Here is a 26,997-nt window from a genome sequence, read left to right on the forward strand (position 1 = left end):
GTGACGAAGGTGCCACGTATCGACGCACTTCCGGGCAAGTCGGGTGCGCGGCGGGTGCCGGTTTCGAGTCTGACAGGGTTGCGGGGTGTAGGAAAGTTTCTTCGGTTCCGTATGCGGAGGCCCCCCTCCCCGCGGCGCGGGGAGGATTTGGGACTTCAGGAACTGTCGCCCCGCGATGCCGGTCGCGGGGCGGGTTGCTTACTGGTTGTTCTGACGGTGGAGGAAGCGCGGGATGTCCAGCGGTTCCTTGCCATCGTCGGTGCCGCGCGCGGGGGCGCGGCCGGCGTTGGCCATGCGTTCGAACAATGTGCCGCCGGGCTTGCGGGTCGGTGCCGCTTCCTCGCGCGGAGCCGGTTCGGCGGGCGTTTCGGGGGTCAGCCAGCGGCGACGGCCTTCGCTGGACGACGCGTTGAAATCGCTCGCCGGGGTCGGTGCGGGCGCGGGTGCGGCGGCTTCGGCACCGAGCACCAGTTCGTCCTCATCGGCGTGCGAAGGTTGCACCGGTGCTTGCGGAGACATGTGCTGCGGGGCGTCGTAGGTCGAATGCGGCACGATCCGTTCCGACACCGACGGCTGGCTGGCCCCCTGCGGAAAGCGTTCCATCGGTGCGGGCGCAGGCGCTTCCTGCAGATGCTCGGCAGCGGCACCGGTCGGCGCGACCGGAGCGGACGTGGCCGGACGACGGGGCGCATTGAACGAGAAGGCGCGGGTCGGTTCGGGCTGGGCCGGAGCGGGCTGTGCCTGCGACGGGACTTCGTCCTCGATACCGGTCGCGACGACCGATACGCGGATCTTGCCTTCCAGCTCGCTGTTGAACGCCGAACCCCAGATGATGTTGGCGTCTTCGTCGACCAGTTCGCGAATGTGGTTCGCGGCTTCGTCGACTTCGAGCAGGCGCATGTCGTCGCCGCCGGTGATCGACACGATCACACCCTTGGCACCGTTCAGCGATACGCCGTCGAGCAGCGGGTTGGCGATCGCCTGCTGCGCCGCCTCGATGGCGCGATTGTCACCTTCGGCTTCGCCGGTGCCCATCATCGCCTTGCCCATCTCCTGCATCACCGAACGGACGTCGGCGAAGTCGAGGTTGATAAGGCCGGGCATGACCATCAGGTCGGTGATGCCGCGCACGCCCTGCTGCAACACTTCGTCGGCCATTTCGAAGGCCTGCTTGAAGGTCGTGTTGGCGTTGGCGATCAGGAACAGGTTCTGGTTCGGGATGACGATCAGCGTATCGACATATTTCTGCAGCTCTTCGATGCCGGCCTCGGCCGACTTGCCGCGACGCTTGCCCTCGAACGCGAACGGACGGGTCACGACGCCCACGGTCAGGATGCCCATCTCGCGCGCCGCCTTGGCAATCACGGGGGCCGCGCCGGTGCCGGTGCCGCCGCCCATGCCGGCGGCGATGAAGCACATATGCGCGCCCTCAAGGCTCTTCTGGACCGCCTCGATGGTTTCCTCGGCAGCGGCGCGGCCGATTTCGGGGCGGCTGCCCGCGCCCAGACCCTGGGTGATCTTCGCACCCAGCTGGATACGCTGCGGCGCGGACGACTGCTTCAGCGCCTGCGCGTCGGTATTGGCGACGAGGAACTCGACCCCCTGCACCTCGGCACGGATCATGTTCGCGATCGCGTTGCCGCCGGCACCGCCGACCCCGATCACGGTGATGCGCGGGGTCAGTTCATCCACGTCGGGTGCCAGAAATTCGATGCTCATACTCGGTCTCCCTGTCCCGGCCGGCACCGGGCACAATTACCATGCCGTTGTGCATCAAGCAGCGAGGCGATCCTAGTCCCCCGCGGCCCGATGGGTAGAAAAAGTCAATAGTTGGTGCGGAATGCGGTCATCAGCCGCTGGAACAGCGCACCCGTGCTGGGACGCGATACCATCTGCTGCGTGGGTTGTAACGCGCGCAAATCGACCGGGTTCGATGCGGCGAACATGGCCAGACCGGCCAGCGTCGCGAAGCCGGGACCCGAATGCGCCTCCGGCAACGCCGTCAGCCCGCGCGCCCGACCAACACGAACCGGGCGACCGAGTGCCTGTTGCGCGTAGTCGGCGATCCCCTTCAGTTCGGCACCGCCGCCGGTCAGCACGACCTGCCGCCCGACCGGATCGTCGAAGTTCAGCCGGCGCAGTTCCTTGCCGATTTCGCCGACCAGCCGTTCGAGCCGCTGGCGGATGGTGGTGATGAGTTGCGCGCGGGTGATGCGCGTCCCCTCCGCATCCTCGTCCGCGCGCACCGCCGCGACCTCGATCATGTCGTGATTGTCGCGCGGGGACATGTTGGCCGAACCGTAGAAGCATTTCAGCCGTTCGGCCTGTGCCCGGCTGGTGCCGAACGCCGAGGCGACATCGTCGGTGATGTCGCTGGCCCCCATCGCGATCGAGGCGAGGCCGGTCAGCACGCCATTGGCGAAGACCGAGACGTTGGTAATCCCCGCGCCGATTTCGACCAGTGCGACGCCCAATTCGCGCTCCTCCTCCGACAGGCAGGCAAGGCCGGTCGCGACCGGCGCGGCGACGATCGATTTGGTTTCGAGATGCGCCGAGCGCACGCACAGGTCGAGATTGCGGACCGGCGATCCTTCGGTGGCGACGACGTGGATCTCGACGCCGAGACGATCGGCGTGCAGCCCCTTCGGTTCCTGCACCCCGCCAAGGCCATCGAGCGTGTAGCGCATCGGCTGGGCATGCAGCACCATGCGCTGACCCGGATCGATCGCGTTGCGACCAGCTTTCAGCAACGCATCGATATCGGACTGTTCGACGCGGTGGCCGCCCAGATCGACCTCCAGCTTGACGATATCGGACACGAGGCCACCCGCCGAAAAGCTGACCCACACATCCTCGATATTGAAGCCGGCGATGCGTTCGGCCTGTTCGACCGCTTCGCGGACCGCGGTCTCGGTCGCTTTCATGTCAGCGATATAACCGCGCTTGACGCCGCGACTCTCCCGCTGACCGGTGCCGAGCACGGTCAATTCGCCGCTGTCGTCGACGCGCGCGATCAGTGCCGATACTTTCGACGTGCCGATGTCGAGTGCGGTGATGATTCCTTCCGGTGCCGTTTTCGCCATATGCCCTGCCCCCTGTTCAGTCGCCGTCGGTCGGCGGTGCCGCCGCCGTCGCATTGTCCGACCCGTCGTCCTCGACCTCGTCCGGCGTCGCGTGCTTCATCCGCACGACCAGCTTGGTCGGATCGCGCAGGTCGAACCGATCATAGCCCTTGCCGAGCAGGCCGAGCGTACCGTCGAGCTGCGCGAACTTGATGAGCGCCTTCGCCGAATCGGCCTCGCCTTCGGGCAGGACCAGGCGTTCGCCGGTCTGGAACAATATGTCCCAGCGGCGATTGCCGACCCATATCGCCGCCTTCACCACCGGTTTCAGCGCGGGCGCGGCGGCCATCAGCTTGCGATAGGCCGGTTCCTGCGCATTGGCGCCGTCACCGATCACCAGCGGCAGGCGCGGCATCCGGTTGGGCTGAACCCCGTCGAGCAGCACGCCGCCCTCGTCGATCAGCATCAACTGCCCCTTGTTCTGCCACACCGCCGCCGGATCGCGTTCGACGACGTCGACGACCAGTGTGTCGGGCAGGCGGCGCGAGACGCGGGCATCGGCGATCCAGCCATAGCCGAGCAGCTTCTGCCGCGTGGCGTCGAGATCGACCAGCGGCATCGCCCGCGACCGCTGGTCGAGGGCGACGGCATAGACCGAGGTCGCGTCCATGCGCTTGAGGCCGGTCACTTCGATCTGTTCGACGCGGAAGCCGGCCGACCCGACCGCTTCGGCAGCGGCCACGCCGACCATGCCGAACACGCCGAACCAGTTGGCGAGCGCGATCACGATCGCGCCGGCCCCGGCGGTCAGGCTCCAGCCGACGATGCGCCGCGCGGTCGCGGCACCGCCGGGCAGCGCGGCCACGGCCTGATCGAGGACCGAGGCACGGACCGGGCGCTTCTGCTGCACACGGCGCTTGGGCTTGACGGTGCGGGTCTGGACGACGCGCTTGCCGGTCTGGGTCATCGCATCGCCTCTTCCACGATCCAGCCGACAAGGGCTTCGTAGCTCATGCCGACATGGCGCGCCTGTTCGGGGACGAGGCTGAGCGGCGTCATGCCGGGCTGGGTATTGGTTTCGAGGACGAACAGGCCGTCGATGCCGCGTTCATCATCCCAGCGGAAGTCGGTGCGCGACGCGCCCTTGCAGCCCAGCACGCGGTGGGCGGTGACGGCATAGGCCATGCACGCCCGGGCGACATCGTCGGGGATGTCGGCGGGGCAGACATGTTCGGTCAGGCCGTCGGTATATTTGCTGTCGTAATCGTAGAAGCCGCTCTTGGGCTTCAATTCGGTAACGCCCAGCGCCCGGTCGCCAAGGACGGCGGTCGTCAGTTCGCGGCCGCGGATGAAGGGTTCGGCGAGAAGCTCGCCGAATTCCTGCCATGGGCCTTTTGCGTCCGCCGCGATCGGATTGCCATAGTTGCTGTCGTCGGTGACGATGGCGACGCCGACCGAGGAGCCTTCGCTGACGGGTTTGAGGACGTACGGGCGCGGCAGCGGGTCGCGTTCGTGCAGTTCGGCGGTCTTGACGATGCGGCCGCCGGGCATCGGCACGCCGGCGGGGACGAGCGCGTGCTTGGTCAGCACCTTGTCGATCGCGATGACCGAGGTGGCAAGGCCACTATGCGTATAGCGCAGGCCCATCAGGTCCATCATGCCCTGCACCGTGCCGTCTTCGCCGGGCGATCCGTGCAGCGCGTTGAAGACGAGGTCGGGCTTCGCTTCGGTCAGGCGCGCGGCGATGTTGCGGTCCATGTCGATGCGGGTGACCTTGTGCCCCAGCGATTCGAGTGCGGTCGCGACGCCGGCGCCCGACATCAGCGAGACTTCGCGTTCCGACGACCAGCCGCCCATCAGGACGACGATGTGCAGGGGCTCGGTCACGCGGTCGGTTCCTTGTCGTATCCGATTAAAACAAAACCGTTTGGTTCGAGCAGCTTCGAGCGAAGTCGAGAAGCGTCCGTCGAGAACCAGTCGCCCCAAGCGACGCCTTCTCGACTGCGGTTCTCGACTTCGCTCGAACCTCCGCTCGAAGCAAACGGGTTGGGGTTGGAGAGGGACAGGTTAGTCACGCCACCCCCACCCGCTGGATTTCCCACTCCAGCGTCACGCCCGAGGCGGCAAGCACCTTTGCGCGGACGTCCTCGCCCAGCGCCTCGATATCGGCGCTGGTCGCGTTGCCGGTGTTCAGCAGGAAATTGCAATGCTTTTCCGACACCTGCGCGTCGCCGCGCATCAGGCCCCGGCAACCGGCGGCATCGACCAGCGCCCATGCCTTATGCCCATCGGGGTTCTTGAAGGTCGATCCGCCGGTCTTCGAGCGCAGCGGTTGCGATGCCTCGCGCGCGGCGGCGATGCGGTCCATTTCGGCCTGGATCGCTTGGGCATCGCCCTGCTCGCCGCGAAAGGTGGCGGAGACGACGATCGCGCCATCGGGCAGGTCGCTGTGGCGGTAGCGATAGTGGAGGTTGGCGTTGGCGAGCGTCGTCAGCGTGCCGTCGCGGTTGACGACCTGCGCCGCGACCAGCACGTCCGCCACCTCGCGGCCGTAAGCACCGCCGTTCATCCGCACGAAGCCACCGACCGTGCCGGGGATCGAACGCAGGAACTCGACGCCCGCAATGCCTGCATCGCGCGCGGTCGACGAGACGAGGATGCCGCTCGCCCCGCCGCCACAGATGAGCGTCAGGCCGTCGGCCGCGACCCTGGCGAAGGGCTTGCCGAGGCGGACGACGACACCGGGGACGCCGCCGTCGCGGACGATCAGGTTGGAGCCGAGCCCCAGCCCCATGACCGGCACCGATGCGTCGAGTGCGCGGAGGAAGTCGCACAGGTCATCCGTGTCGGCCGGTTCGAACAGCCACTGCGCCGCACCGCCCGCCTTGAACCAGACGAGCGGTGCAAGGGGTGCGTTCGCGGTCAGTTTGCCACGGACCGGCGGCAGGGTCATTTGCCGCCGCCCCAGAAGCGCGCCCACGCGGTCCACGCCTCGGCCTGTGCATCGGCGACCTGCTTGCCGATTTCGGTCACGTCGCGCTGTTCGGCGGTGTCGAGCAGCTTCTTGGCGGCGTCGAGCTGCGCCTGTTGCGCGCGGAGGATTTCGCGCTGCATCTCGATCGCGGTGGAGAACCAGTCGCTCATGCCAGTCGCTCACCGATCGCGGCGGGAAGGCCGGCGGCGATTTTGGTGATGTCGCCAGCGCCCAGACAGACGATCAGATCACCGTCCTGCCCTTCGGCGGCGAGCGCGGTGGCGAGCGCGTCCTTGTCCGCCGCAACCTGTGCCGAACGGTGGCCGCGCAGGCGGACGCCGTCGACCAGTGCCTCGGCGCTGACGCCGTCGACCGGGGTCTCGCCGGCGGCGTAGACGGGCAGGACATGGACGGCATCGGCGTCGTTGAACGCCTGTGCGAACTCGTCCATCAGCGCCCCCAATCGCGAATAGCGGTGCGGCTGGACGACGGCGATGACCCGCCCGCCGGTCGCTTCGCGGGCGGCCGACAGGACGGCGCGGATTTCGACCGGGTGGTGGCCGTAGTCGTCGATCACGGTCATGCCGGCGACTTCGCCGACGCGGGTGAAGCGGCGCTTCACACCGCCGAACTTGGCGAAGCCCTGCGCGATGGTCGCGTCGTCCAGCCCCAGTTCGACCGCGACGGCGATCGCCGCCAACGCGTTCTGGACATTGTGCCGACCCGCCATCGGCAGGTGGATGCCCGAGATCGTCCGGGTCTGGCCGTCACGGTCGCGCACGACGCAGTCGAAGCGGTTGCCGTCGCGGCCCGCCGTCACCTCGACCCCGCGAATGTCGGACTGGGCCGAGAAGCCATAGGTGACGATCCGGCGGTCGCGGATGCGCGGGATCAGCGCTTGCACCTCCGGGTGATCGAGGCACAGCACCGCCGCGCCGTAGAAGGGTACGTTTTCGATGAATTCGACATAGGCGTCCTTTGCCCGGTCGAAGCTGCCATAATGATCGAGATGTTCGGGATCGATGTTGGTCACGACCGCGATCGTGCCGTCGAGCCGCAGGAAGCTGCCGTCGCTCTCATCGGCCTCGACCACCATCCAGTCGGAGGCACCCAGCCGCGCGTTCGAGCCATAGCTGTTGATGATGCCGCCATTGATGACGGTCGGATCGACGCCGCCGGCATCGAGCAACGCGGCGATCAACGAGGTCGTCGTCGTCTTGCCATGGGTGCCCGCGACCGCGACGGTCGATTTCAGCCGCATCAGCTCGGCCAGCATCTCCGCACGGCGCACCACCGGAATACGCTTCGCCAACGCATGGTCGCGTTCGGGATTGCCGGGCTTGATCGCGGTCGAGGTGACGACGACCGCCACGCCCTCCACATTCTCCGCCTTGTGGCCGATATGCACGTCGATGCCGCGCGCGCGCAGCCCATCGACGACATAGCCCTCGGCCACGTCCGATCCCTGCACCTTGTAGCCGAGATTGTGCATCACCTCGGCAATGCCCGACATGCCGATGCCGCCGATGCCGACGAAATGGATCGTGCCGATATCGGTCGCGACCCCCTTCATCGGAGGCCTCCGATGAAGGGGGTCGCCCGTCCTGAGCTTGTCGAAGGGCCCTTCACGCAAATGCTTCCTTCTGTCGTTTGGCGGGAGCGTGTCTGCCCACTTTCGCCTTAGGTGCGTCGATGCTCTCGACCAGATCGGCCATGTCACGGACCGCGAACGGCCGCCCGCAACTGCGCGCCCGCGCCGCTGCATTGGCAAGCGCAGCGGGATCGAGGCCGAGTTTCTGGATCTGCTTGGCCAGTTCGCCGGCGGTGAAGTGCGACTGGGCGATCGCGCGGGCACCGCCGGCCGCGACGATCTCACGGCAATTCGCCGTTTGATGATCGTCGGTCGCGCTGGGGAGTGGCACGAGGATCGCGGGGCGCCCGGCGGCGGTCAGTTCAGCGATGGTCGAGGCACCGGCACGCGCGATCACCACATGCGCCCATGCGAGCCGGTCGGGCAGGTCGGGCAGATAGGTCGCGATCTCCGCCGGAATGCCGTGTTCGGCATATTTGGCGCGCACCACGTCGATATCCTCGATCCGCGCCTGATGCGTCACCTGCATCCGCCGCCGAAACGCGACGGGCAACAGCGCGAGCCCGTCGGGCACGACCTGGCTGAGGATGCTTGCCCCCTGGCTGCCGCCCGTCACCAGCACGCGGAAGATGCCCTCGGCATCGAGCATGGGATAAGGACGATCGCGCAGCGCGAGCACGCTTTCGCGCACCGGATTGCCGACCAGATGCGTCTTGGGGACATGCTTGTCCTTCAGCCGGTCGACCTGTTCGTAGCTGGTGGCGATGGCGTCCACGCTGCCCGCGACCAGCCGGTTGACCCTACCCAGCACGGCATTCTGTTCGTGGACGATCGTCGGCACCTTCTGCGCGAAGGCGGCGAGCAGCGCCGGCAGTGCCGGATAGCCGCCGAAGCCGATCACCGCCGACGGCCGGAACGTCCGGTACAGTTCGATCGCCATCGACCGCCCGGCCAGCATCTGCCGCCCGGCCTTCAGCCAGCCGATCGGACCGCCGCTCAATCGCCCGGCGGGCAGGACATGGGTCTGGATACCGTCGAACAGGTCGGGAAAGCGCACGCCGCGTTCGTCGCTGACCAGCGCGACACGATGGCCGCGCCGGGTAAGTTCGACCGCCAGCGCAGCGGCAGGAACCATATGTCCTCCGGTGCCCCCGGCGGCGAGGACATAATGTTTGCTCATTTCGCTCCGCTCCAGCGCTGTGGGCCATAAGGTGAGCGGCTCAGATACGGGTTCCGGCGGGTGAAAGCGAGCAGCAGTCCCATCGCCGTCGACAATGCGATCATCGACGACCCGCCATAGGAGATGAACGGCAGCGTCATCCCCTTCGACGGGGCAATGCCGACATTGACCGCCATGTTGATGAGCGCCTGCGCCCCGAACTGTACGGCGAGGCCGGCGGCGGCGAGCAGCTTGAACGCGTCCTCCTCATCGAGCAGGCGCACGAAGACGCGCACGACGATCGCGAGAAAGATCAGCGCGATGATCGCGCAGGCGATCAGGCCGAATTCCTCCCCGACCACGGCAAAGATATAGTCGGTATGCGCCTCGGGCAGCTTGAACTTCACGCGCCCGCCGCCGGGACCAGTGCCGATCGCACCGCCGGCGGTCAGCACGGCATGGGCCATGTCGACCTGATAGCTGTCGGTCGCGGCGCTTTGCGGATCGGGGAACAGGAAGCCGTCGATGCGAACGCGCGCCGTGCCGTAGAAGGTGTAAGCAGCGGCGACGAGTCCGACCCCCGCCCCGCCCAGCAGCGCCATGGTACGAACCGAAATGCCCGAGATCACCAGCAGCGCCGCCCAGGTGCAGCAGAAGATCACCGTCTGACCGAAATCGGGCTGCAGCATCAGGCAGCCGGCGATGACCGCCGTCAGCGCGCCGGTGACCCACAGCATCGGCAGCTGCGGGTCCTTGGCGCGCAACGACAACAGCCATGCCGTCGTGACGATGAACATCGGTTTGAGGAATTCGGACGGCTGGAACTGGCCGATGCCGAGGCTGACCCAGCGCCGGGCGCCATTCGCCTCGACCCCCACGAACGGCGTAACCATCAGCGCCAGCAACAGGACGGCGGTCCCGAACAGGCACAGCCGCCGGGCGAAGGTGACCGGCAGCATCGATACCGCGATCATGACGGGGAAGGAAAAGGCGATCCACCCCGCCTGTCGCCAGAAATACATCATCGGCGGCACGGTGACGTCGCCGCCCGAGTACCGTACCGCCGAGGCAGGCGACGCGGCGGCGACCGCGACCAGGCCGATGGCGATCAACACCATCGCGATCAGCAGCAGCACCCGGTCGACTTCGCGAAACCATGCACCGATCGGCGAACGGGCGCTGCGGCCCTGCAGCGTTTCGACGCGCTGCCGCAGCGCGCGAACATCCCGCCCGCGTCCCATATCGGTCATCGCAAAGCCTCCACCGCTGCTGCGAAGGCGCGGCCGCGCGCTTCGAAATCGCTATACTGGTCGAACGAGGCGCAGGCGGGCGACAGCAGCACGGTGTCGCCGGGTTGCGCCTGTTCGGCGGCGCTGCGGACCGCTGCGTCGAGCGTGCCCGCGATTTCGACGGACATGTCGGGGGCGAGCAGTACGGCGAAGCGTTCGGCAGCGGTGCCGATGGTATAGGCGCGCACGACATTGCCGAAGCCGGGGCGGCACGCGTCGAGGTCGTCGGATTTGGCGAGGCCGCCGACGATCCAGTGGATGCGGCCGAACGCGTTGAGCGCGGGCGCGGTCGAATCGGGGTTCGTCGCCTTGCTGTCGTCGACATAGGCGACGCCGTTCACGTCGGCGACGTGTGCCATGCGGTGCGGCAGCGCGCGGTAGCTTTTGAGACCGGCGCGGATGGTGTCGGCGTCGAGGCCGAGGGCTTCGCAGACCGCGATGGCGGTCAGCGCGTTCTGCGCATTGTGCGGACCGGCTAGCGCGGGGCCAAAGGCGGGCGCGTCGTCGGGCACGGTGATGCGAGTGGCGTGCGGCAAGGTGTCGGCGATGGCGGCCGATGGCGCATCGCCGGTACCGATAATCGCGGCGTGGCCCCCGGACTGCATCGCGAAGAGGCGTGCTTTCGATGCGGCATAGGCTTCGAACCCGGCATAGCGGTCGAGATGGTCGGGCGTGATGTTGAGCAGCACCGCCACGTCGCAATCGAGGCTGGTGGTCAGGTCGATCTGATAGCTCGACAGTTCGAGGACGTACACGCCGCCCGCGGGCAGCGGGTCCTGCGCGAGGATCGGCAGGCCGATATTGCCGCCCATGCGCGCGGGGATGCCGGACTGGGTCAGGATGTGATGGATCAGGGCGGTGGTGGTCGATTTGCCGTTGGTGCCGGTGATACCGACGACCTTGTGCGGTGGCAGGTCTGTGCGGGCTTGGGCGAAGAGTTCGATGTCGCCGATGATGGGGACGCCACCAGCGTGCTGGACGATCGGGTGGCGATTGAGCGGCACGCCGGGGGATACGATCACGCCGTCGAAACCGGCGAGGTCGATCGCGAGCGGGTCGGCAAACACCAAAGCCCTCTCCCCCATGGGGGAGAGGGTTGGGAGAGGGGGTGTCGCGAGCGCTGTCGTAGAAGAAGAAGCCCCCCCCCCCCCCCCCCCCCCCCCCCCCCCCCNTCTCCCCGACCCTCTCCCCGCAAGCGGAGAGAGGGAGAGCGGCGCGCTTCGTCGCTGTCCCACGCCACGACCTCCGCGCCGCCGGCCAGCAGCGCGCGCACGGTCGCCGCGCCGGACCGGGCCAGCCCCAGCACCGCGAACCGCTTCCCCGCCCAGGCGGTGGCGGTAATCACCGCAGTTTCAGCGTCGACAGGCCGGCGAGCGCCAGCACGAAAGCCACGATCCAGAACCGGATCACGACCGTCGCTTCCGCCCAGCCGAGCTGTTCGAAATGATGGTGGATCGGGGCCATGCGGAAGATGCGCTTGCCGGTACGCTTGTACCAGAACACCTGGATGATGACCGACAGCGCCTCGACCACGAACAGCCCGCCGATGATCGCCAGCACGATTTCATGGTGCGACGACACCGCGATCGCGCCGAGCGCGCCGCCCAGCGCAAGGCTGCCGGTATCGCCCATGAACACCGCCGCCGGGGGGGCGTTGTACCACAGGAACGCCAGCCCCGCGCCGACGATCGCGCCACAGAACAGCGCGAGGTCGCCCGCGCCCAGCACGTGCGGGATGCCCAGATACGCAGCGAACTTGGCGTTGCCGACCATGTAGACGATCAGCATCAGCGCGACCGAGGCGATGATGACCGGCATCGTCGCAAGACCGTCGAGCCCGTCGGTCAGGTTCACCGCATTGCCGAACGCGACGATCGTGAAGGCGGCGAAGACGATGTAGAAGGGTCCCAGATCGATCGCCACGCCCGAAAAGAACGGGACGTAGAGCATCGTGCCGGTCTGGCGGATGATGATCCAGCTGGCGATGCCGGCGATCAGGAATTCGAGCAGCAGCCGGACCCGACCCGAGACGCCGGCGGTACTGGCCTTTCGCACCTTGTCGTAATCGTCGAGGAAGCCGATCGCGGCGAAACCCAGCGTCACGAACAGGCAAGCCCAGACGAACGGGTTGGCAAGATCGGTCCACAGCAGCACCGCGACCGTCAGCGAGGTAAGGATCATCAACCCGCCCATGGTCGGCGTGCCGCGCTTGGCGAGGTGGGTCTGCGGCCCGTCGAGGCGGATCGGCTGCCCCTTGCCCTGTCGCACGCGCAGCCAGCCGATGAAGCGCGGACCGATGATGAGGCCGAGGAACAGCGCCGTCGCCGTCGCCGCGCCGGTGCGGAACGACAGATAGCGGAACAGGTTCAGCACACCGGGAAAGCCGAGATATTCGGCGATTTCGTACAACATCAGTTCTGGCCCCACAGGTCGGCGACGACCCGCGCCAGCCCCACCCCGTTCGATCCCTTTACGAGTACCGCATCGCCAGGCTGCAGCAGGTCCGACAGGACCCGCGCGGCGGCGGCGGCGTCGGGCACATGGACGGTTTCGACGCGCCCCTCAAGCGCCTTGGCAAGGGGGAGCATCCCCTCCCCCACCAATATGGCGCGCGAAACGCCCGCTTCGTCGATCGGGACTGCAAGGGCAGCGTGATAGGCGCCGGAAGATTCACCCAGCTCACGCATTTCGCCCAGCACCGCGACGCGGCGCTCGGCCGCTTCGGCGGCCAGCACCTTCAGCGTCGCGCGCATCGAGGCGGGGTTGGCGTTGTAGCTTTCATCGATGATCAGCGCCTCGCCGTCGCCGACACCGATCCGGCGACGCGCGCCGCGCCCGGCAAGACCATCGAGATCGGCGAGCGCCAGCCCGGCAACGCCGAGATCGCCGCCGATCGCATCGACCGCCGCGATCACCGCCAGCGAATTGGCGACCCAATGATCGCCGGGCTGGGCCAGCGTGTAGCTGACCTCGCGCTCGCCCAGCCGTGCGGTCACGAAGCTGTCGCCCGAGGACAGGCGGACATGTTCGATCGCGCGGACATCGGCACCCTCGCGCAGGCCGAACGTCACGATGCGACCGGCAAAGGGCGTCGCCGCCGCGATCAGCGTGTCGCGGTGCGGGCTGTCGAACGGCACGATCGCGACGCCGCCGGGGGTCAGCCCTTCGAAAATCTCGCCCTTCGCGCGGGCGATCGCATCCTCCCCGGTGAAGAATTCGGTGTGGGCGGGGGCGATGGTGGTGACGATCGCGATGTCGGGCCGGACAAGCCGGGTCAGCCGCGACAGTTCGCCCGCATGGTTCATGCCCATTTCGAGCACCGCCGCCCGCGTCGTCGCGGGCATCCGGGCAAGGCTCAGGGGTACGCCGGTATGGTTGTTGTAGCTTTTGACCGAGCGATGCGCCTGTCCGAAGCTGACGCGGTCGAGCGCGGCGAACAGTGCTTCCTTGGTGCCGGTCTTGCCGACCGATCCGGTCACGCCGATGATCCGCCCGGTCGTGCGTGCGCGGGCGGCATGGGCAAGCTGGTCGAGCGCGGCGATGGTGTCGGGTACCAGCACGTGCGGCCCGGCGACCGGCTGCGACACTAGCGCGCCCGCCGCGCCTTGCGCAAATGCCTGCGCGACGAAACGATGGCCGTCGGTCGCCTCGCCCGACAGCGCGACGAACAGGTCGCCGGGGCCGACCTCGCGGCTGTCGAAGGCGACGCCGTTCGCGTCGAAGTCGGCCGAAGCGATACCGCCGGTCGCAGCGGCGATCGCTGCCGATGTCCAGAGCGGACCGGCTCCGTCAGCCTGCACAGTCACGCGCCACCTGCACGTCGTCGAAGGGCAGGAACCTGTCGCCGACGATCTGACCCTGTTCATGCCCCTTGCCCGCGATCAGCACGATGTCGCCCGATTGCGCCATCTCGCACGCGGCCCGGATCGCAGCGCGGCGGTCACCGATCTCGGTCGCGTCCGGTGCACCCGCCAACACCTGTGCGCGGATCGTCGACGCGTCTTCGGTGCGTGGATTGTCGTCGGTGACGATCGCGACGTCGGCGTGGGTTGCGACGACTTCCCCCATCGGCGCGCGCTTGCCGGTATCGCGGTCGCCGCCTGCCCCGAACACGACGATCAGCCGCCCGGCAGCGTGCGGACGCAGCGCGGCGATCGCGGCCTCCAGCGCGTCGGGGGTGTGGGCATAGTCGACATAGACCGGTGCGCCGTTGGGCAGGATCACCGCCCGTTCCAGCCGCCCGCGCACCGGCTGCAAACGCGCCAGCCCGGCCAGCGTCGCGGCGAGCGTACCCCCGGTCGCCAGCACCAGCCCGGCGGCGGTCAGCGCGTTCGCCGCCTGATAGGCACCGATCAACGGCAATTGCACCGTGTGTGCCTGCCCCTCGGCCTCGATCGTCAGCGCCTGTCCCAGCAGGCTCGGCTCGCGCCCGGTCAGGCGCAGCGTATCACCATGTTCGCCGACGGTGATGAGCGCGTTGCCGCGCACGCGCGCCAGATCGATCACGCGGTCGGCATGGGGATCGTCGACCCACACCACCGCCGTACCGTCGTCCGCAAGCATTTCCGCGAACAACCGCAGCTTGGCGGTCAGATAGGTCGCCATGTCGCCATGATAGTCGAGGTGATCGCGGCTGAGATTGGTGAAGGCGGCGGCGCGGACCGGCAGCCCTTCGGTGCGGTATTGCGACAGGCCGTGGCTCGACGCCTCGAACGCGACATGGGTCACCCCCTCGCGCGCCAACCCGGCAACGTTGGACAGGAAAGTGACGATGTCGGGCGTGGTCAGCCCAGTGGTGACGCGTTCATCGGCGGTGGTGACGCCCAGCGTGCCGATCGACGCGGCGTGATGCCCCTGCATCCGCCACAGCTGCCGCACCATTTCGACGGTGCTGGTCTTGCCGTTGGTGCCGGTGACCGCGACGCAGGTAGGCGGGAACGGCGCGAAGAACTGCGCGGCGGCACGGGCAAAGGCCTCTCGCGGGTCGCGCACGGCAATATGGACCGCGCCCTCGACCACGGCTTCGGGTCGGGCGACAACGGCGATCGCCCCGGCGGCAATCGCGGCGGGAATAAAGTCCTCGCCATTCACCCGCGCCCCTTCGAACGCGCCGAAGACGGTGCCCGGTGCAACCTTGCGGTGGTCGATCGCAAAGCCGGTCACGATCTGCGGTTCACCGCCGCCGGTAATCGTCCCTAATTTCATTCCACGTTCGCCAGTTTCTTCGCATCACCCGGCGCGTGCCACAGCAGCCCGCGCAGTCCGACGACGTCGATATCGGCATTGGCGTCGGGAATCACCCCCAACAATGGACCGGTCCGCGAGATGACGCGGCTGACGACCGGCGCGGCGGTCCATGCCGCACTGGTGAAGCCGAACGTCTCCTTCGTCCCCTTCGGGCTGTCGAGCATCGCGATCACGACATAGCGCGGGCGATCCATCGGAAAGACGGCGGCAAAGGTCGATACGTTCACGCGCTTGGAATAGCCGCCATGCGCGCCGACCGTCTCGGCGGTACCGGTCTTCCCACCGACGCGGAAACCGGGGGCTTCGGCCTTCTTGCCCGTACCATCGGTGACGATCAGGCGCAGCAGCCCGCGCATCTTGGCGCTGGTCGCTTCGGAAAACACCCGGCGACCCGTTGGAGCCTGTCCGGGCTTCAGCTTCAGGATCGTCGCCGGACGCCAGATGCCGCCATTGACCAGCGCGGCATAGGCGCTGGCGAGGTGGAGCGGGGTGACGGCAATGCCGTGCCCGAAGGCGGTGGTCATCGTGGTGGTCCGGCCCCAGTATCGCGGCCAGATCGTGCGCGCCTTTTCCAGTTCGATATCGGGCGCGGCATCGAAATGCAGCGAGCGGAACAGCTTTTCCATCCGCGCCTGCCCCATTTCGTCGGCGATACGCGCGGTGCCGATGTTGGACGAATGGACGAGGATTTCGGGGACGTTCATCCAGCGCTTCTGCGCGTGATCGTCGCGGATGCGGAAGCCGCCGACATGCAGGGGCTCGGTCGCGTCATACCGCTTTGACAGCGACGGGACGACACCATCGTCCAGCGCCGCCGCCATCGTCAGCGGCTTGAACGCCGACCCGAGTTCATACACGCCCTGCGTCACCGTATTCATCTGACCGGTGTTCGCGGTGACGTGGTTGGGATTGAAGGTCGGCAGCGAGGTCATCGCGATCACTTCGCCGGTATCGCTGTCGAGGACGACACCGCCCGCGCCGCGCGCCTGGAACACCGCCATCGCATTGGCGAGTTCGCTCTCGAGCGCGGCCTGCACCCGCGTGTCGAGGCTGAGCGCCACCGGACGCCCGCGTTCGGCCGGGTCGATCAGCCGCGCGTTGAGGAATTTTTCCATGCCGCGCACGCCGCGCCCGTCCATGTCAAGATAGCCGAGCGCATGGGCCGCCATCGCACTTTGCGGATACAGGCGTTCGGGTTCCCGGCCCAGCGCGATACCCGGTTCGCCCAGCGCATTCACCGCCTGCACCAGTTCAGGCAGCGCACGACGGCGCAGATAGACGAAGCCGCGATCGAGATTGAGCTGCGCATAATAAAAGGCCGCGTCGTGATCGGGCATCAGCGCGGCGAGCTGTTCGGCCAGTTGCCGCTTGTCGCCGATCACCTTGTCGGGGCGCACCGCGATCGACCAGGCATCGATGGTCCGCGCGAGCGGCGCGCCGTTGCGATCGACCAGATCGCCGCGCAGCGGGACCAGCGCCGATTCCGCCGCGATCGCCGAACGCGGTTCGGCCATGACGGCGAGCAGCATCAACCGCACGAGAATTGCCGCTACCCCTGCCGCGAACAGCAGCATCAGCACCATCAACCGGTAATGGGCGACGTTCACCAGCGTATGCCGCGCGCCATCGGCACGCTGCTGGTTGAGCGAAGGGGCGACGACGACGATCACGGGCGGGCGGCTTCCTTGCGGGCGGAGCGGGCCAGATCGGCCATCGTCGCATCGCTCAGCAGGGTTCGGTCGAGCATCGCCACCGCCCGTGCCTTTGCCGGGATCACATCCGCCCGTGCCGTCTGGACCGGGCCGACCGGCTTCACGTTACGCGCCGGTTCGACCCTGGCAGGCGCGGACGCGGCGACCGGCGCTGCGGCGGCGAGCGCCGGTTCGGGGGCGGGCGCGGCCTCCATCGGCGCGCTGGGCACGACATAGGCGAGCGCGACATTGCCGCCCTCCGTCCGGCCCGGCAGCGACGCCAGCTGATGCTCGCCACCGACATATTGTTCGGCGCGCGGCGCGGCGAGCGACAGCACGTCACCGTTCCAGCGTTCGAGCTGCGCCATGTTGGCGCGGGTATCGAATTCGGTTTCGAGCGATCGGATATCCTGTCGCGCCTGCACGATCGAACGCTCGATCGCCTCGACCCGCCCACGCTCCGCCGCGCCCTGCGAGATGACGAGGTAGAAGGCAGGCGCCATCACACCCAGTGCCACCAGCTTCCCCAATGCTCCGAACCCGAACGCACCCATCACATCGCACTCCCGGTCGAATTCCACGGCGCAGACGCCGTGCGAAGCCCCACGCGCAACGTCGCCGAACGCGCGCGCGGATTGATCGTCACTTCTTCGTCACTTGGCCGCATCGCCTTCGCGATGTCGCCGAAACTGGGCGCCGGCCCCTGCACCACCACCGGGCGGTGCCGCGAACCGGCAGGCATCGCGCCGCCGCGTTCGCGCAGGAAACGCTTCACGATACGGTCCTCGAGGCTGTGGAAGCTGACCACCGACAACCGCCCGCCGGGACGCAGCACCCGCTCCGCCGCGTCGAGCCCGGCGGTCAGCTCGCCCAGTTCGTCGTTCAGGTGGATACGGACCGCCTGGAACGCGCGGGTCGCCGGGTCCTTCTTTTCATGCGGGCGGTGGCCGAGCGCTCGGCGCACGACCGCCGCCAGTTCGCCGGTGCGCGACAGCGGCCGCGCGCCGACGATGAAGTTCGCGACGCGGCGGTGGCGCGGTTCCTCGCCATAGCGGTCGAGCACGTCCGAAATCTCGGCCTCGTCGGCCGTGTTGAGCCATTCGGCCGCCGTCATGCCTTCGCGACTCATTCGCATGTCGAGGGGGCCATCCGATTGAAAGGAAAAGCCTCGATCGGCCTGATCGAGCTGCATCGAGGACACGCCGATATCCATCACGACCCCGTCGACCGCGTCAATGCCGCGCGCCGCCAATTCGCCGGCCATCGCCGAAAAAGGCGCCTCGATCAGCAGCAGCCGGTCGCCGGCTTCGTCGAGCAGCGGCCTGGCAGCGACGTGCGCGGTCGGATCGCGGTCGAACGCGATCACCCGCGCGCCGGCGGCGAGCATGGCACGCGTATAGCCGCCCGCACCGAACGTGGCGTCGACATGGGTTTCGCCCGGCTGGATCGCGAGCGCCGCGACCGCCTCGGCCAGCAGCACCGGAATGTGGGGAGCGGCGGTCATTGCAGCCCCTTCTCTTCCATCAGGAATTCGCACAGTTCGCGCGTGTCCGCGTCGATGTCGGTATCGGCGATCAGGGTGAACGGGTCCCAGATGTTGAAGGTGTCGCCGCGCCCGTGAAAGAACGCCCATTTGTCGATCTTTGCCCGGCGACGATAGAAGGTCGGCAGCACGAAGCGCCCGGCACTGTCGAACGGCGCCGATTCGAGGTTGCCGAACGCCTTGCCCGCGACATTGTAATCGGTGTCGACATCCTCGTCGCTGCCTTGCGGCCGGCGCGAGTACAGGATCTTGGGCCATGCGGTGTCGAACGCGCTGAGGCAGACATGCTTGCCGTGACGCTTGATGAGCAGTTCGCGGGCGTCGGCATTCTTCTCCAGCACCGAGCGCAGCTTGGCAGGCACTGCGACGCGACCCTTCGCGTCGACCGCCTGTAGCCCATAGCTCAGGTAGAGTTCCCTGTCCGACACATCGCCCCTGTTCGGTCACGCAGGAGAAGCGTCGCGCCCGGCAAATACGCGCCGCGCGAGAAGATTCGACGATCCCAGGACCTGCCCCCTGTGACGGTTAAGGAAGTATCAAAACTAGATGTGGGTCACAATGGGCGAAGTTGGGTGAGGATGGGATTTTACCCCACCGTCGGGTCGATTCATGGGGCGTACGTTGTTTGTTCTTCAACGTTTTTTCGCGTCGCCGGGCGCAGGGATGGGAGCGTACCCCGTTCGGGGTAGAGCGCGGTGCGCGGTGGATACGAATGGGTGATCCGAGAGAGGCTGGCCCGTGCACACCAGCTCGACCCCGGACAGGATCGCTGGCTCCTCCGCCACGTTGGCGGCGGCGAACGACTGCCGTCAGGATAGCGATTCGCGCGGCTGACGTTGCCGACGCGACCGGGGTTCAGCGCGGTTCGGGGGACGTCGCGTTATCGCCCGGCGCGGTGCCGGGTGAGATACCCAGTTCGGCGAGCGGCTCGTCGGGATTGCTGGCGGCGAGATTGGCGAGCGCGGCATTCGCCGAACCCTCGACGGTCGCGACGTCCTCGCCGATGGGCGGTTCGTCGATGGCGGAGCGGAACAATGCGCTGGCGAGCACGATCAGAAACACGACCAGCACGAGACCGGTCGCGCCGACGCGCAGGCGTTGCAGCAGTTGCGATTGATCGGACCGTGGCAACATTCGCAGGCTTGTTAGGCCGAAGTCTCTGCGCTGTCGACCACCAACCCCTTCGCCATTAACCATTCGGGATTGTACAGCGTCGAGAGGTACCGAAAGCCGGTGTCGCACAGGATGGTCACGACGCGGCTGCCCGGCCCCAGTTGTCGCGCGAGCAGCACCGCGCCCGCGACGTTGATGCCGGACGACAGGCCCAGACACAGCCCTTCCTCGGCCAGCAGGCGGCGGACCCAGAGCATGCCTTCGGCGTCCGATACGCGGAACTGGGTGTCGATCGGCGCGCCGTCGAGATTGGCGGTGATCCGCCCCTGCCCGATTCCTTCGGCGACCGACGATCCTTCCGATCGCAATTCACCATGGGCGTAATAATCGTAGAGCGCCGCGCCGTGCGGGTCAGTCAGCGCGATGGTGACCGATTCGTCCTTTTCCTTCAGACCCAGCCCGACCCCGGCCAGCGTCCCGCCGGTCCCGGCCGCGCAGGTGAAGCCATCGATCCGCCCGTCCATCTGCTCCCAGATTTCGGACGCGGTGCCGGTGATGTGGGCACGACGGTTGGCGATATTGTCGAACTGGTTAGCCCAGATCGCGTTCGGCGTTTCCTCGGCGATCCGCCGGCTGGTGTGCACGAAATGGCCGGGGTTCGAATAGGGCGCAGCCGGGACCAGCACCAGCTCGGCCCCGAGCGCGCGCAACGTGTCCATCTTCTCGCGGCTCTGCGTCTCGGGCATGACGATGATCGTGCGATAGCCCTTGGCATTGGCGACCAGCGCCAGACCGATGCCGGTATTGCCCGCCGTCCCCTCGACGATCGTCCCGCCCGGCTGAATGAGGCCGCGCGCCTCGGCATCCTCGACGATCGACAGCGCGGCGCGATCCTTCACGCTGGCACCGGGATTGGCGAATTCGCACTTGGCGAAGATTTCCGCCCCGGCGGCCTCGCTCGGCCCTTTCAGGCGGACGAGGGGCGTGTTGCCGATCAGAGCGAGGGTGTCATGGGCGGTATGCATGGCTTGCAGATGGCCCGGACCGCGCACCGGGGCAAGCCGGCGGTGCGGTAGAATGGATTGGTCGCGGGCAATGGGGGCTTTGCGCCTACCCCGCCAACGCGTCGACCAGTGTCTTCACCTTTGCCTGCCGCCACTGCGGCAACGGCGCAACCAGCCAATAACCCTGTCGCCCACCCTTCGGTTCGCCGACCACCGTTACCCGTCCGGCGGCGATATCGCCGCGCGCGAGCAGTTCGGGCACCGTCGCCCGTCCCAGTCCCGCCACCGCCGCGTCGATCGCAAGGCCGGCATCCGCGACCCGGACCAGCGCCGACGCATCCTCCGGCTCGCAACCAGCCCAGCCGATCCGCGTATCGGCGCCGCCGCCGGCGCGTTCGATGGTGACCATGCCGTCCGATTCGAGCGCCTCGCCCTCATGCGCGCCCGGCCCGTCGCCCCAGCGGATGGCGAGGTCGAGATTGGCTTCGGTAAAGTCGATCGCATCGTCGGACGCGACGAGGGCGAAGCGGAGTTCCGGGTCGGTCGTCGCGATCCGCGACAGGCGCGGCAACAACCATTTCTGGGTAAGGTCACGCGGCGCTGCGATGGTCAGCGACTTCGACGACTGGCCCGCCTGCATCGCGCGGACCGCCTCCTCGAATTGCAGGAAGCCGCCGCGCAGCGCGACCAGTCCGGCCTCCCCCTCGGGCGTCAGCTCCAGACCACGGGTGGTGCGCCGGAACAGGACCACGCCCAGCGTATCCTCCAGCGCACGGACCTGCTGCCCGACCGCCGCCGGCGTCACCGCCAGTTCGTCGGCGGCGCGGGTGAACGACAGGTGCCGCGCGGCGGCATCCAGCACGCGCAGACCGTTCAGCGGGAGGTGCGTCCGCTTCATGCTCCGACCGCCGGTGCCAGCAGCGCAAAACGCGGAATCGCCACGTCGAACGTGTCCCCGTCATCGGCGAGCATCTGGTAGCTGCCCTGCATCATGCCGCTCGACGTCGAGAGCGGACAACCCGACACATAATCGAAGCTGCCGCCCGGTTCGATCACCGGGAGTTCGCCGATCACGCCCTCACCCTCCACGCTGTGCCGTTCGCCGCGTCCGTCGGTGATGATCCAGTGGCGGGTCAACAGCTGGACAGTACGCTCCGACCCGTTTTCGATGCGGATGTGATAGGCCCAGAACCAGCGGCCCTGTGCAGGCTGCGACTGTTCGGGCAGAAAGGTCGCCGATACCCGCACCGCGATGCCGGCGGTCGTCGCCTCGTGCGGGAACAGCGCCTTCATAAGGCGACCGCGTGCAACGCCTGATCCAGATCGGCGATCAGGTCTTCGGGATCTTCCAGCCCGACATTGATGCGGATCATCCCTTCGGAAATTCCCATCTCGATCCGTTTTTCCTCGGCCACGCCCGAATGGGTGGTCGAGGCCGGATGCGTCATCAGCGAGCGCGAATCGCCGATATTGTTCGAGATATCGATGAGGTGCAGCGCATCGAGCAGGCCGTGCGCCTGCTGCCGACCGCCATCGAGTTCGAACGAGAAGATCGGCCCGGCCATCTTCATCTGGCGCATGCACAGCGCGTGCTGCGGATGGCTGGGCAGGCCGGGTGCGTTGATCTTCGGCACGCGCTGTTCGAGGAAGCTCGCAACCTTCAGCGCGTTCTCCGACTGGCGCATCACGCGCAGGTCGAGCGTTTCCAGCCCCTTCAACACCACCCACGCGTTGAACGCGCTGAGCGTCGGCCCGGTATTGCGCGTAAACGGCAGCAGCACGTCGTCGATGAACGCCTTCGTCCCGCACACCGCCCCGGCCAAGACGCGGCCCTGCCCTTCCATCAGCTTGGTCGCGCTATAGGCGACGACGTCCGCACCGAACTCCATCGGCCGTTGCAGCGCCGGGCTGGCAAAGGCGTTGTCGACGACGGTGACGATCCCTCGCTCGCGCGCCGCCGCACAGATCGCGGCCAAATCGGCGACGTCCATCGTGGGATTGGCCGGCGTCTCGAAGAACCAGACCTTCGTATTGGGGCGGCTGGCCTCGATGAACGCCTGTGTGTCGCGCGCATCGACAACGTCGGTCTCGATCCCGAATTTCGGCAGGAGCGTGTCGGTCAGCCAACGGCACGATCCGAAGGCCGCACGGCCCCCGACCAGATGGTCGCCCGCCGACAATTGACACAACAGCGACGCCGTCATCGCCGCCATGCCGGTCGCCATCGTCCGGCAAGCCTCGGCACCTTCCAGCAGAGCGATCCGTTCTTCCAGCATCTCGACGGTCGGGTTCTGCAACCGCGAATAGGTCATACCGACCTGCTCACCGGCAAAGCGCGCGGCGGCATCGCCCGCGCACTCATAGGCATAGCCCGAGGTCAGGAACAACGCCTCCGACGTTTCGCCATATTCGCTGCGCGCGGTGCCACCGCGCACGGCCTGCGTTGCGGGACGCCAGTTGGCGGTGATGCTGCGGTCTTGTCCGGTCTTGCGCTTCATGCGGGGGTCTTTGCGCGCTCGTCGCCGAAATTTCCAGAGGAGATGCGGGTCGCGAGCGATGCTGGACCCGGTACGCTCGCGACCGTATCAGGCGACGATGCGTTCCGTTCTCAATGTGCATCGTTCGATCCTCGGCCAACCCTGGCGCTGGCGGGGGCTGGCGGGCGATGTCTGCGACGAAGGTTTCGTCGCCGAAGACCTGGTAACCCGTATCCTGCTGGCACGCGGTTGCCCGCGCGACGGGCTGGACGCGCACAAGACGCCGAGCATCCGGGCGTTCATGCCCGACCCGTCGATCTTCCGCGACATGGACCGTGCCGCCGACCGGCTCGCCGATGCGGTGGTCGCGGGCGAACCGGTCGCGATCTTTGGCGATTACGATGTCGACGGGGCAACGTCGGCCGCGTTGCTGGTGCGGCTGTTGCGCGATCTGGGCCTCGCCGCCCGCCCCTATATCCCCGACCGGCAGCTGGAGGGCTATGGCCCCAATGCCCCGGCGATGCTGCGACTGGCAGGCGAAGGTGCGACGCTGATCGTCACCGTCGATTGCGGGGCGCAGGCGTTCGACGCGCTCGCCGCCGCGCGCGATGCCGGGGTCGATGTGCTGGTGGTCGATCACCATCAATGCACGACGCAACTGCCGCCGGCACTGGCGGTGGTGAACCCCAACCGCCTCGACGAAGGCGAAGGCGCGGCGCACGGCCATCTGGCGGCAGTGGGCGTTGCGTTCCTGCTGGGCGCGGCATTGCTGCGGACGTTGCGGGCGCGGGGCTTTTTCGTGGGCCGGGCCGAACCGCGTTTGCTCGACCTGCTCGACCTCGTGGCGCTTGGCACGGTTGCCGACGTCGCGCAATTGCGGGGCTTGAACCGGGCATTCGTCGCGCAGGGGCTGAAGGTCATGGCAGGGCGGCGCAATATCGGCCTCGCCGCGCTGATCGAGGCGTCGCGCCTGACCCGCGCACCGACCTGTACCGATCTCGGCTTTGCGCTGGGGCCGCGCATCAATGCCGGCGGTCGGGTCGGAAAATCGGACCTCGGCGTCCGCCTGCTCACCACGCAGGACCCGGAGGAAGCGCGGGCACTTGCGGTCGAACTCGACCGGCTGAACGAGGAACGCCGGCTGATCGAGGGCGATGTCCAGGCGGAGGCCGATCAGGCGGCGCGGGCGCAGGACTCGCGTGGCTGCGTGGTCGTGTCCGGCCGCGGCTGGCATCCGGGCGTCATCGGCATCGTCGCCGGACGGTTGAAGGAAAAGCTCGGGCGGCCGGTACTGGTCGTCGCGATCGACGAACATGGCGTCGGCAAGGGATCGGGCCGCTCGATCCCCGGCGTCGACATGGGCGCGACGATCCTTGCCGCGAAGGAGCTGGGGCTGATCGACGCGGGCGGCGGCCATGCGGCGGCGGCGGGGGTGACGGTGGCGGAGGCGTCGATCCCTGCACTCGCCGATTTCCTGCACGCGCGCATGGCCGAGCCGGTCGAGCGCGCTCGCGAGGACCGCGCGCTGCTGGTCGACGCGGTGCTGGCCCCCGGCGGGGTCAGTCCGTCGCTGATCGAAGCGCTGGAGGCCGGCGGCCCGTACGGCATGGGCTGGCCCTCCCCCCGCGTCGCGGCCGGGCCGGTGCGGATCGTGAAGGCGGACATCGTCGGCAACGGCCATGTCCGCGCGATCCTGACCGGCGACGACGGCCGCAGGTTCAAGGGGGTGGCATTCCGCCAGGCCGAAACCGATCTCGGCGTGGCGCTGCTCGGGGCACCGCCGCATCGCAAGCTGTGGCTGGCGGGCCGCGCCAAGCTCGACGACTGGGGCAGCCGCCCGGCGGCCGAACTGCACATCGACGACATGGCGTGGGCGGATTGATAGAAAAATGCGAAAGTGTGTTGACCGATTGCGAACCCTCCCCTAACAGCCCGTCCACGCCTTCACGGCCCCTTCGTCTAGCGGTTAGGACGCGGCCCTTTCACGGCTGAAACACGGGTTCGATTCCCGTAGGGGTCACCATCCGGCATGGGTGGTACGGTAATCCAATCCACCCGTTGATGTCACTGGTCGCACAGTTCGCGGCCGGGCATGAGCGTGGCGTACAGCAGGCTACGCGTTGTCGACCGGCTTACAACGACCGGACCATGGGCTGCAGTTCTCTCGTCACAACGTTGGTTCGACCGGAAGTTGATGACGTTGCGCTCCGGCGTTCTGACTAAAACACGCCCTTCGCCCAAGCCGTGCAATCGATCGACTGCGCCCCGTCCATTGTGGCGATCGTCAGCGATAGGGCGCGGTGTATCAGCGGCGCAGGCATCCCGATCACCGGCGGACGGACGTTCCTGCCACGGCGTTACTGACGACGACCGGTCAGGTCGTCGTCACCCAACCGAGGCGGAGCGCACCCCCGGCATTGCCCTCCACCGCAGCACCCCCACGACTGACGATCCCCCGTGCAACCGCGCGCCGCTGGCTGGCGCTGCCGCCATCGACCGATATCTGCCGCGCCAACCGGCTCGATCCCCATGCCGCCGCATCAAGTGCATCACTGTCGATCACGCCCGCATCGATCGCCACGGTCGGTAACGGGGTATCGGGCGGCGGGGCGAGCCGTACCTGCCATGATGCGAGCGTCCCCCCGGCGCGTGCCTCCAGCGCCCGGTACCCGGCCATGCCGAGACCCGGCAGCGCTGCGGCAGCGGCCTCGATCGTACGGCTCGCCGAATCGACCCGCGCCGACGCGGCGTCGCTACCCGCGATCAGCGCAAGGTCAGCGAGCGCGCGCTGCTGTTCCCGGTCAGGATCAGACGTCGTCGTTCCGGCACGCGCGATCTGCGCTGCCTCGACACCGCCCGCATCCGGGTCGACGCGCAACTGGTCGACGTGCAGGTCGATCCGCCGCCCCAAGCGCTTTTGCAGATCGGCGGCGAGGACGCGATCCGCCTGTGGGTCGAGCCTGGGGGTCAGCACGACCGCACGGACCCGGATCGGTGTCGCGGCATAATCGATATCGAGTTGTCCCAGCCGCGATGCGTCGGGAAAGCGTTCGCGGATCGTATCGCGGACCTGTCGCTGGGCGACCGCTTCGAACGCGATCTGGCGCAGGCCGGCACCAAGCGGAACCGACAGGACGCCCAGCGCGACGATGAACAGCAGCAACTGCCAACCGGTATGCTGCGGCGACAAATGGCTGCCGAACCCATAGACGCGCGCGACCAGCGCCGCGGTCAGGGCGATGGTGATGGCGTTGGTCAGGAACAGCAACAACGCCCCGGAGAACACCGTCCAGTTCCACGTCGCGATGCCGAAACCGACCACCGCGAGTGGCGGCATCAGCGCAATGGCGATGGCGACCCCGACCACCGCGCCGCCCCGGCCACGGATCAACGCATAGGCGCCCGCGACGGCCGACAGCAGCGCGACGAGCAGATCGAACAGGGTTGGCCGGGTCCGCCCGGCGATCTCGCTGGTGATCGTCTGGATCGGGGACAGGCTGACCAACACCACCGACAGCGCCACCGCGATCGCCGCGCCGGCCGCCAGCGCGATCGCCGCCCGCCGGATTTCGCGCGTGTCGAGCGTGGCGATCCCGAACCCCAGGCCGATGATCGGCATCATCAGCGGCGACAACAGCATCGCGCCGATCAATACCGCGACCGACGGCATCAGCAGGCCCAGCAGCGAGATCGCCGCCGATATCACGATCAGAAACGCATACCGTCCCGTCCAGCCCGAATCCTCGGCGATCTGGCGCAGCACCGCGTCGTGATCCACGCCACCGACCACCCACATCGACCACCAGCGGCGTGCCCTGCCCCGACCGTCTGTCGTCGTTGCCGTCAT

General features: G+C 67.8%; 24 protein-coding genes and 1 tRNA gene. 2 read left to right on the forward strand and 23 right to left on the reverse strand.

What is annotated here, in order from left to right; translation table 11 throughout:
* Positions 1-198 precede the first annotated feature (198 nt).
* From ftsZ to ASE91_RS16235, 22 genes are all read right to left on the reverse strand, one after another.
* The gene (gene ftsZ, locus ASE91_RS16130) at positions 199-1,719 is read right to left on the reverse strand and encodes a cell division protein FtsZ (protein WP_055999632.1); all 1,521 of its coding nucleotides are present in this window, start codon (positions 1,717-1,719) and stop codon (positions 199-201) included.
* Positions 1,720-1,823: 104 nt separating this feature from the next.
* A complete protein-coding gene (gene ftsA, locus ASE91_RS16135; RefSeq protein WP_055999635.1) occupies positions 1,824-3,083 on the reverse strand; it encodes a cell division protein FtsA in 1,260 nt (419 codons plus the stop codon).
* 16 nt (positions 3,084-3,099) lie between these two features.
* A complete protein-coding gene (locus ASE91_RS16140) occupies positions 3,100-4,029 on the reverse strand; it encodes a cell division protein FtsQ/DivIB (RefSeq protein WP_056628009.1) in 930 nt (309 codons plus the stop codon).
* On the reverse strand, positions 4,026-4,949 hold the full coding sequence (locus tag ASE91_RS16145) for a D-alanine--D-alanine ligase (protein WP_200911273.1): 924 nt from the start codon (positions 4,947-4,949) through the stop codon (positions 4,026-4,028). Before ASE91_RS16145 ends, ASE91_RS16140 begins: the two co-directional genes overlap by 4 nt.
* Before the next feature lie 184 nt (positions 4,950-5,133).
* Positions 5,134-6,015 (reverse strand): UDP-N-acetylmuramate dehydrogenase, encoded by an 882-nt coding sequence (murB, locus tag ASE91_RS16150; RefSeq protein WP_156357890.1) that lies wholly within the window; start codon positions 6,013-6,015, stop codon positions 5,134-5,136.
* Positions 6,012-6,206 (reverse strand): hypothetical protein, encoded by a 195-nt coding sequence (locus ASE91_RS16155; protein ID WP_055999641.1) that lies wholly within the window; start codon positions 6,204-6,206, stop codon positions 6,012-6,014. The genes murB and ASE91_RS16155 overlap by 4 nt, the downstream gene beginning before the upstream one ends.
* Positions 6,203-7,609, reverse strand: a complete 1,407-nt coding sequence (gene murC / locus ASE91_RS16160) for a UDP-N-acetylmuramate--L-alanine ligase (protein WP_056628011.1) — start codon at positions 7,607-7,609, stop codon at positions 6,203-6,205. The genes ASE91_RS16155 and murC overlap by 4 nt, the downstream gene beginning before the upstream one ends.
* A 52-nt stretch (positions 7,610-7,661) precedes the next feature.
* Positions 7,662-8,807: an undecaprenyldiphospho-muramoylpentapeptide beta-N-acetylglucosaminyltransferase gene (gene murG, locus ASE91_RS16165; protein ID WP_056628014.1), complete on the reverse strand. Its 1,146-nt coding sequence runs from the start codon at positions 8,805-8,807 to the stop codon at positions 7,662-7,664.
* The gene (locus tag ASE91_RS16170; RefSeq protein ID WP_156357915.1) at positions 8,804-10,027 is read right to left on the reverse strand and encodes an FtsW/RodA/SpoVE family cell cycle protein; all 1,224 of its coding nucleotides are present in this window, start codon (positions 10,025-10,027) and stop codon (positions 8,804-8,806) included. Before ASE91_RS16170 ends, murG begins: the two co-directional genes overlap by 4 nt.
* A 5-nt stretch (positions 10,028-10,032) precedes the next feature.
* Positions 10,033-11,145 carry a UDP-N-acetylmuramoyl-L-alanine--D-glutamate ligase gene (gene murD / locus ASE91_RS16175; RefSeq protein ID WP_056628017.1) on the reverse strand — a complete coding sequence of 371 codons (1,113 nt, stop codon included), beginning with the start codon at positions 11,143-11,145 and terminating at the stop codon, positions 10,033-10,035.
* Positions 11,146-11,416: 271 nt separating this feature from the next.
* A complete protein-coding gene (gene mraY, locus ASE91_RS16180) occupies positions 11,417-12,487 on the reverse strand; it encodes a phospho-N-acetylmuramoyl-pentapeptide-transferase (protein ID WP_056000162.1) in 1,071 nt (356 codons plus the stop codon).
* The gene (locus tag ASE91_RS16185; RefSeq protein WP_235530529.1) at positions 12,487-13,881 is read right to left on the reverse strand and encodes a UDP-N-acetylmuramoyl-tripeptide--D-alanyl-D-alanine ligase; all 1,395 of its coding nucleotides are present in this window, start codon (positions 13,879-13,881) and stop codon (positions 12,487-12,489) included. The genes mraY and ASE91_RS16185 overlap by 1 nt, the downstream gene beginning before the upstream one ends.
* Entirely contained in the window at positions 13,865-15,280 is a 1,416-nt protein-coding gene (locus ASE91_RS16190) for a UDP-N-acetylmuramoyl-L-alanyl-D-glutamate--2,6-diaminopimelate ligase (RefSeq protein ID WP_056628023.1), read from the reverse strand. The genes ASE91_RS16185 and ASE91_RS16190 overlap by 17 nt, the downstream gene beginning before the upstream one ends.
* A complete protein-coding gene (locus ASE91_RS16195) occupies positions 15,277-16,992 on the reverse strand; it encodes a peptidoglycan D,D-transpeptidase FtsI family protein (protein WP_056628025.1) in 1,716 nt (571 codons plus the stop codon). The genes ASE91_RS16190 and ASE91_RS16195 overlap by 4 nt, the downstream gene beginning before the upstream one ends.
* Entirely contained in the window at positions 16,989-17,570 is a 582-nt protein-coding gene (locus tag ASE91_RS16200) for a hypothetical protein (RefSeq protein ID WP_156357891.1), read from the reverse strand. Before ASE91_RS16200 ends, ASE91_RS16195 begins: the two co-directional genes overlap by 4 nt.
* Positions 17,567-18,517 (reverse strand): 16S rRNA (cytosine(1402)-N(4))-methyltransferase RsmH, encoded by a 951-nt coding sequence (gene rsmH / locus ASE91_RS16205; RefSeq protein WP_056628028.1) that lies wholly within the window; start codon positions 18,515-18,517, stop codon positions 17,567-17,569. Before rsmH ends, ASE91_RS16200 begins: the two co-directional genes overlap by 4 nt.
* Positions 18,514-18,984 (reverse strand): division/cell wall cluster transcriptional repressor MraZ, encoded by a 471-nt coding sequence (locus ASE91_RS16210; RefSeq protein WP_055999670.1) that lies wholly within the window; start codon positions 18,982-18,984, stop codon positions 18,514-18,516. Before ASE91_RS16210 ends, rsmH begins: the two co-directional genes overlap by 4 nt.
* Before the next feature lie 427 nt (positions 18,985-19,411).
* A complete protein-coding gene (locus ASE91_RS16215; protein ID WP_056628031.1) occupies positions 19,412-19,690 on the reverse strand; it encodes a hypothetical protein in 279 nt (92 codons plus the stop codon).
* Between the two features lie 11 nt (positions 19,691-19,701).
* Positions 19,702-20,694: a cysteine synthase A gene (locus tag ASE91_RS16220; protein ID WP_056628794.1), complete on the reverse strand. Its 993-nt coding sequence runs from the start codon at positions 20,692-20,694 to the stop codon at positions 19,702-19,704.
* Positions 20,695-20,779: 85 nt separating this feature from the next.
* Positions 20,780-21,571 (reverse strand): LysR family transcriptional regulator, encoded by a 792-nt coding sequence (locus tag ASE91_RS16225; RefSeq protein WP_056628034.1) that lies wholly within the window; start codon positions 21,569-21,571, stop codon positions 20,780-20,782.
* On the reverse strand, positions 21,568-21,966 hold the full coding sequence (apaG, locus tag ASE91_RS16230; RefSeq protein ID WP_056628037.1) for a Co2+/Mg2+ efflux protein ApaG: 399 nt from the start codon (positions 21,964-21,966) through the stop codon (positions 21,568-21,570). The genes ASE91_RS16225 and apaG overlap by 4 nt, the downstream gene beginning before the upstream one ends.
* Positions 21,963-23,171: a trans-sulfuration enzyme family protein gene (locus ASE91_RS16235; RefSeq protein WP_056628039.1), complete on the reverse strand. Its 1,209-nt coding sequence runs from the start codon at positions 23,169-23,171 to the stop codon at positions 21,963-21,965. Before ASE91_RS16235 ends, apaG begins: the two co-directional genes overlap by 4 nt.
* 97 nt (positions 23,172-23,268) lie before the next feature.
* Here ASE91_RS16235 and recJ point away from each other — a divergent pair, with 97 nt between their 5' ends.
* Complete coding sequence (gene recJ / locus ASE91_RS16240; RefSeq protein WP_056628799.1) at positions 23,269-25,032, forward strand: single-stranded-DNA-specific exonuclease RecJ; 1,764 nt, start codon at positions 23,269-23,271, stop codon at positions 25,030-25,032.
* 66 nt (positions 25,033-25,098) lie between these two features.
* Positions 25,099-25,173 (forward strand) — tRNA-Glu (locus ASE91_RS16245).
* Between the two features lie 351 nt (positions 25,174-25,524).
* Here the strand turns inward: ASE91_RS16245 and ASE91_RS16250 are convergent.
* Positions 25,525-26,997 carry a DUF389 domain-containing protein gene (locus tag ASE91_RS16250; protein WP_235530530.1) on the reverse strand — a complete coding sequence of 491 codons (1,473 nt, stop codon included), beginning with the start codon at positions 26,995-26,997 and terminating at the stop codon, positions 25,525-25,527.

It is taken from the genome of Sphingomonas sp. Leaf62, from assembly GCF_001421915.1.
In the GTDB taxonomy this organism is placed as follows: Bacteria; Pseudomonadota; Alphaproteobacteria; order Sphingomonadales; family Sphingomonadaceae; genus Sphingomonas.

Bases quoted from the DNA above. Each gene is read 5' to 3' on its own strand.
- ftsZ (WP_055999632.1), bottom strand. From the start codon at position 1,719: ATGAGCATCGAATTTCTGGCACCCGACGTGGATGAACTGACCCCGCGC.
- ftsA (WP_055999635.1), bottom strand. From the start codon at position 3,083: ATGGCGAAAACGGCACCGGAAGGAATCATCACCGCACTCGACATCGGC.
- ASE91_RS16140 (WP_056628009.1), bottom strand. From the start codon at position 4,029: ATGACCCAGACCGGCAAGCGCGTCGTCCAGACCCGCACCGTCAAGCCC.
- murB (WP_156357890.1), bottom strand. From the start codon at position 6,015: ATGACCCTGCCGCCGGTCCGTGGCAAACTGACCGCGAACGCACCCCTT.
- ASE91_RS16155 (WP_055999641.1), bottom strand. From the start codon at position 6,206: ATGAGCGACTGGTTCTCCACCGCGATCGAGATGCAGCGCGAAATCCTC.
- murC (WP_056628011.1), bottom strand. From the start codon at position 7,609: ATGAAGGGGGTCGCGACCGATATCGGCACGATCCATTTCGTCGGCATC.
- murG (WP_056628014.1), bottom strand. From the start codon at position 8,807: ATGAGCAAACATTATGTCCTCGCCGCCGGGGGCACCGGAGGACATATG.
- ASE91_RS16170 (WP_156357915.1), bottom strand. From the start codon at position 10,027: ATGGGACGCGGGCGGGATGTTCGCGCGCTGCGGCAGCGCGTCGAAACG.
- mraY (WP_056000162.1), bottom strand. From the start codon at position 12,487: ATGTTGTACGAAATCGCCGAATATCTCGGCTTTCCCGGTGTGCTGAAC.
- ASE91_RS16190 (WP_056628023.1), bottom strand. From the start codon at position 15,280: ATGAAATTAGGGACGATTACCGGCGGCGGTGAACCGCAGATCGTGACC.
- rsmH (WP_056628028.1), bottom strand. From the start codon at position 18,517: ATGACCGCCGCTCCCCACATTCCGGTGCTGCTGGCCGAGGCGGTCGCG.
- ASE91_RS16215 (WP_056628031.1), bottom strand. From the start codon at position 19,690: ATGTTGCCACGGTCCGATCAATCGCAACTGCTGCAACGCCTGCGCGTC.
- ASE91_RS16220 (WP_056628794.1), bottom strand. From the start codon at position 20,694: ATGCATACCGCCCATGACACCCTCGCTCTGATCGGCAACACGCCCCTC.
- ASE91_RS16225 (WP_056628034.1), bottom strand. From the start codon at position 21,571: ATGAAGCGGACGCACCTCCCGCTGAACGGTCTGCGCGTGCTGGATGCC.
- apaG (WP_056628037.1), bottom strand. From the start codon at position 21,966: ATGAAGGCGCTGTTCCCGCACGAGGCGACGACCGCCGGCATCGCGGTG.
- ASE91_RS16235 (WP_056628039.1), bottom strand. From the start codon at position 23,171: ATGAAGCGCAAGACCGGACAAGACCGCAGCATCACCGCCAACTGGCGT.
- recJ (WP_056628799.1), top strand. From the start codon at position 23,269: ATGCGTTCCGTTCTCAATGTGCATCGTTCGATCCTCGGCCAACCCTGG.
- ASE91_RS16250 (WP_235530530.1), bottom strand. From the start codon at position 26,997: ATGACGGCAACGACGACAGACGGTCGGGGCAGGGCACGCCGCTGGTGG.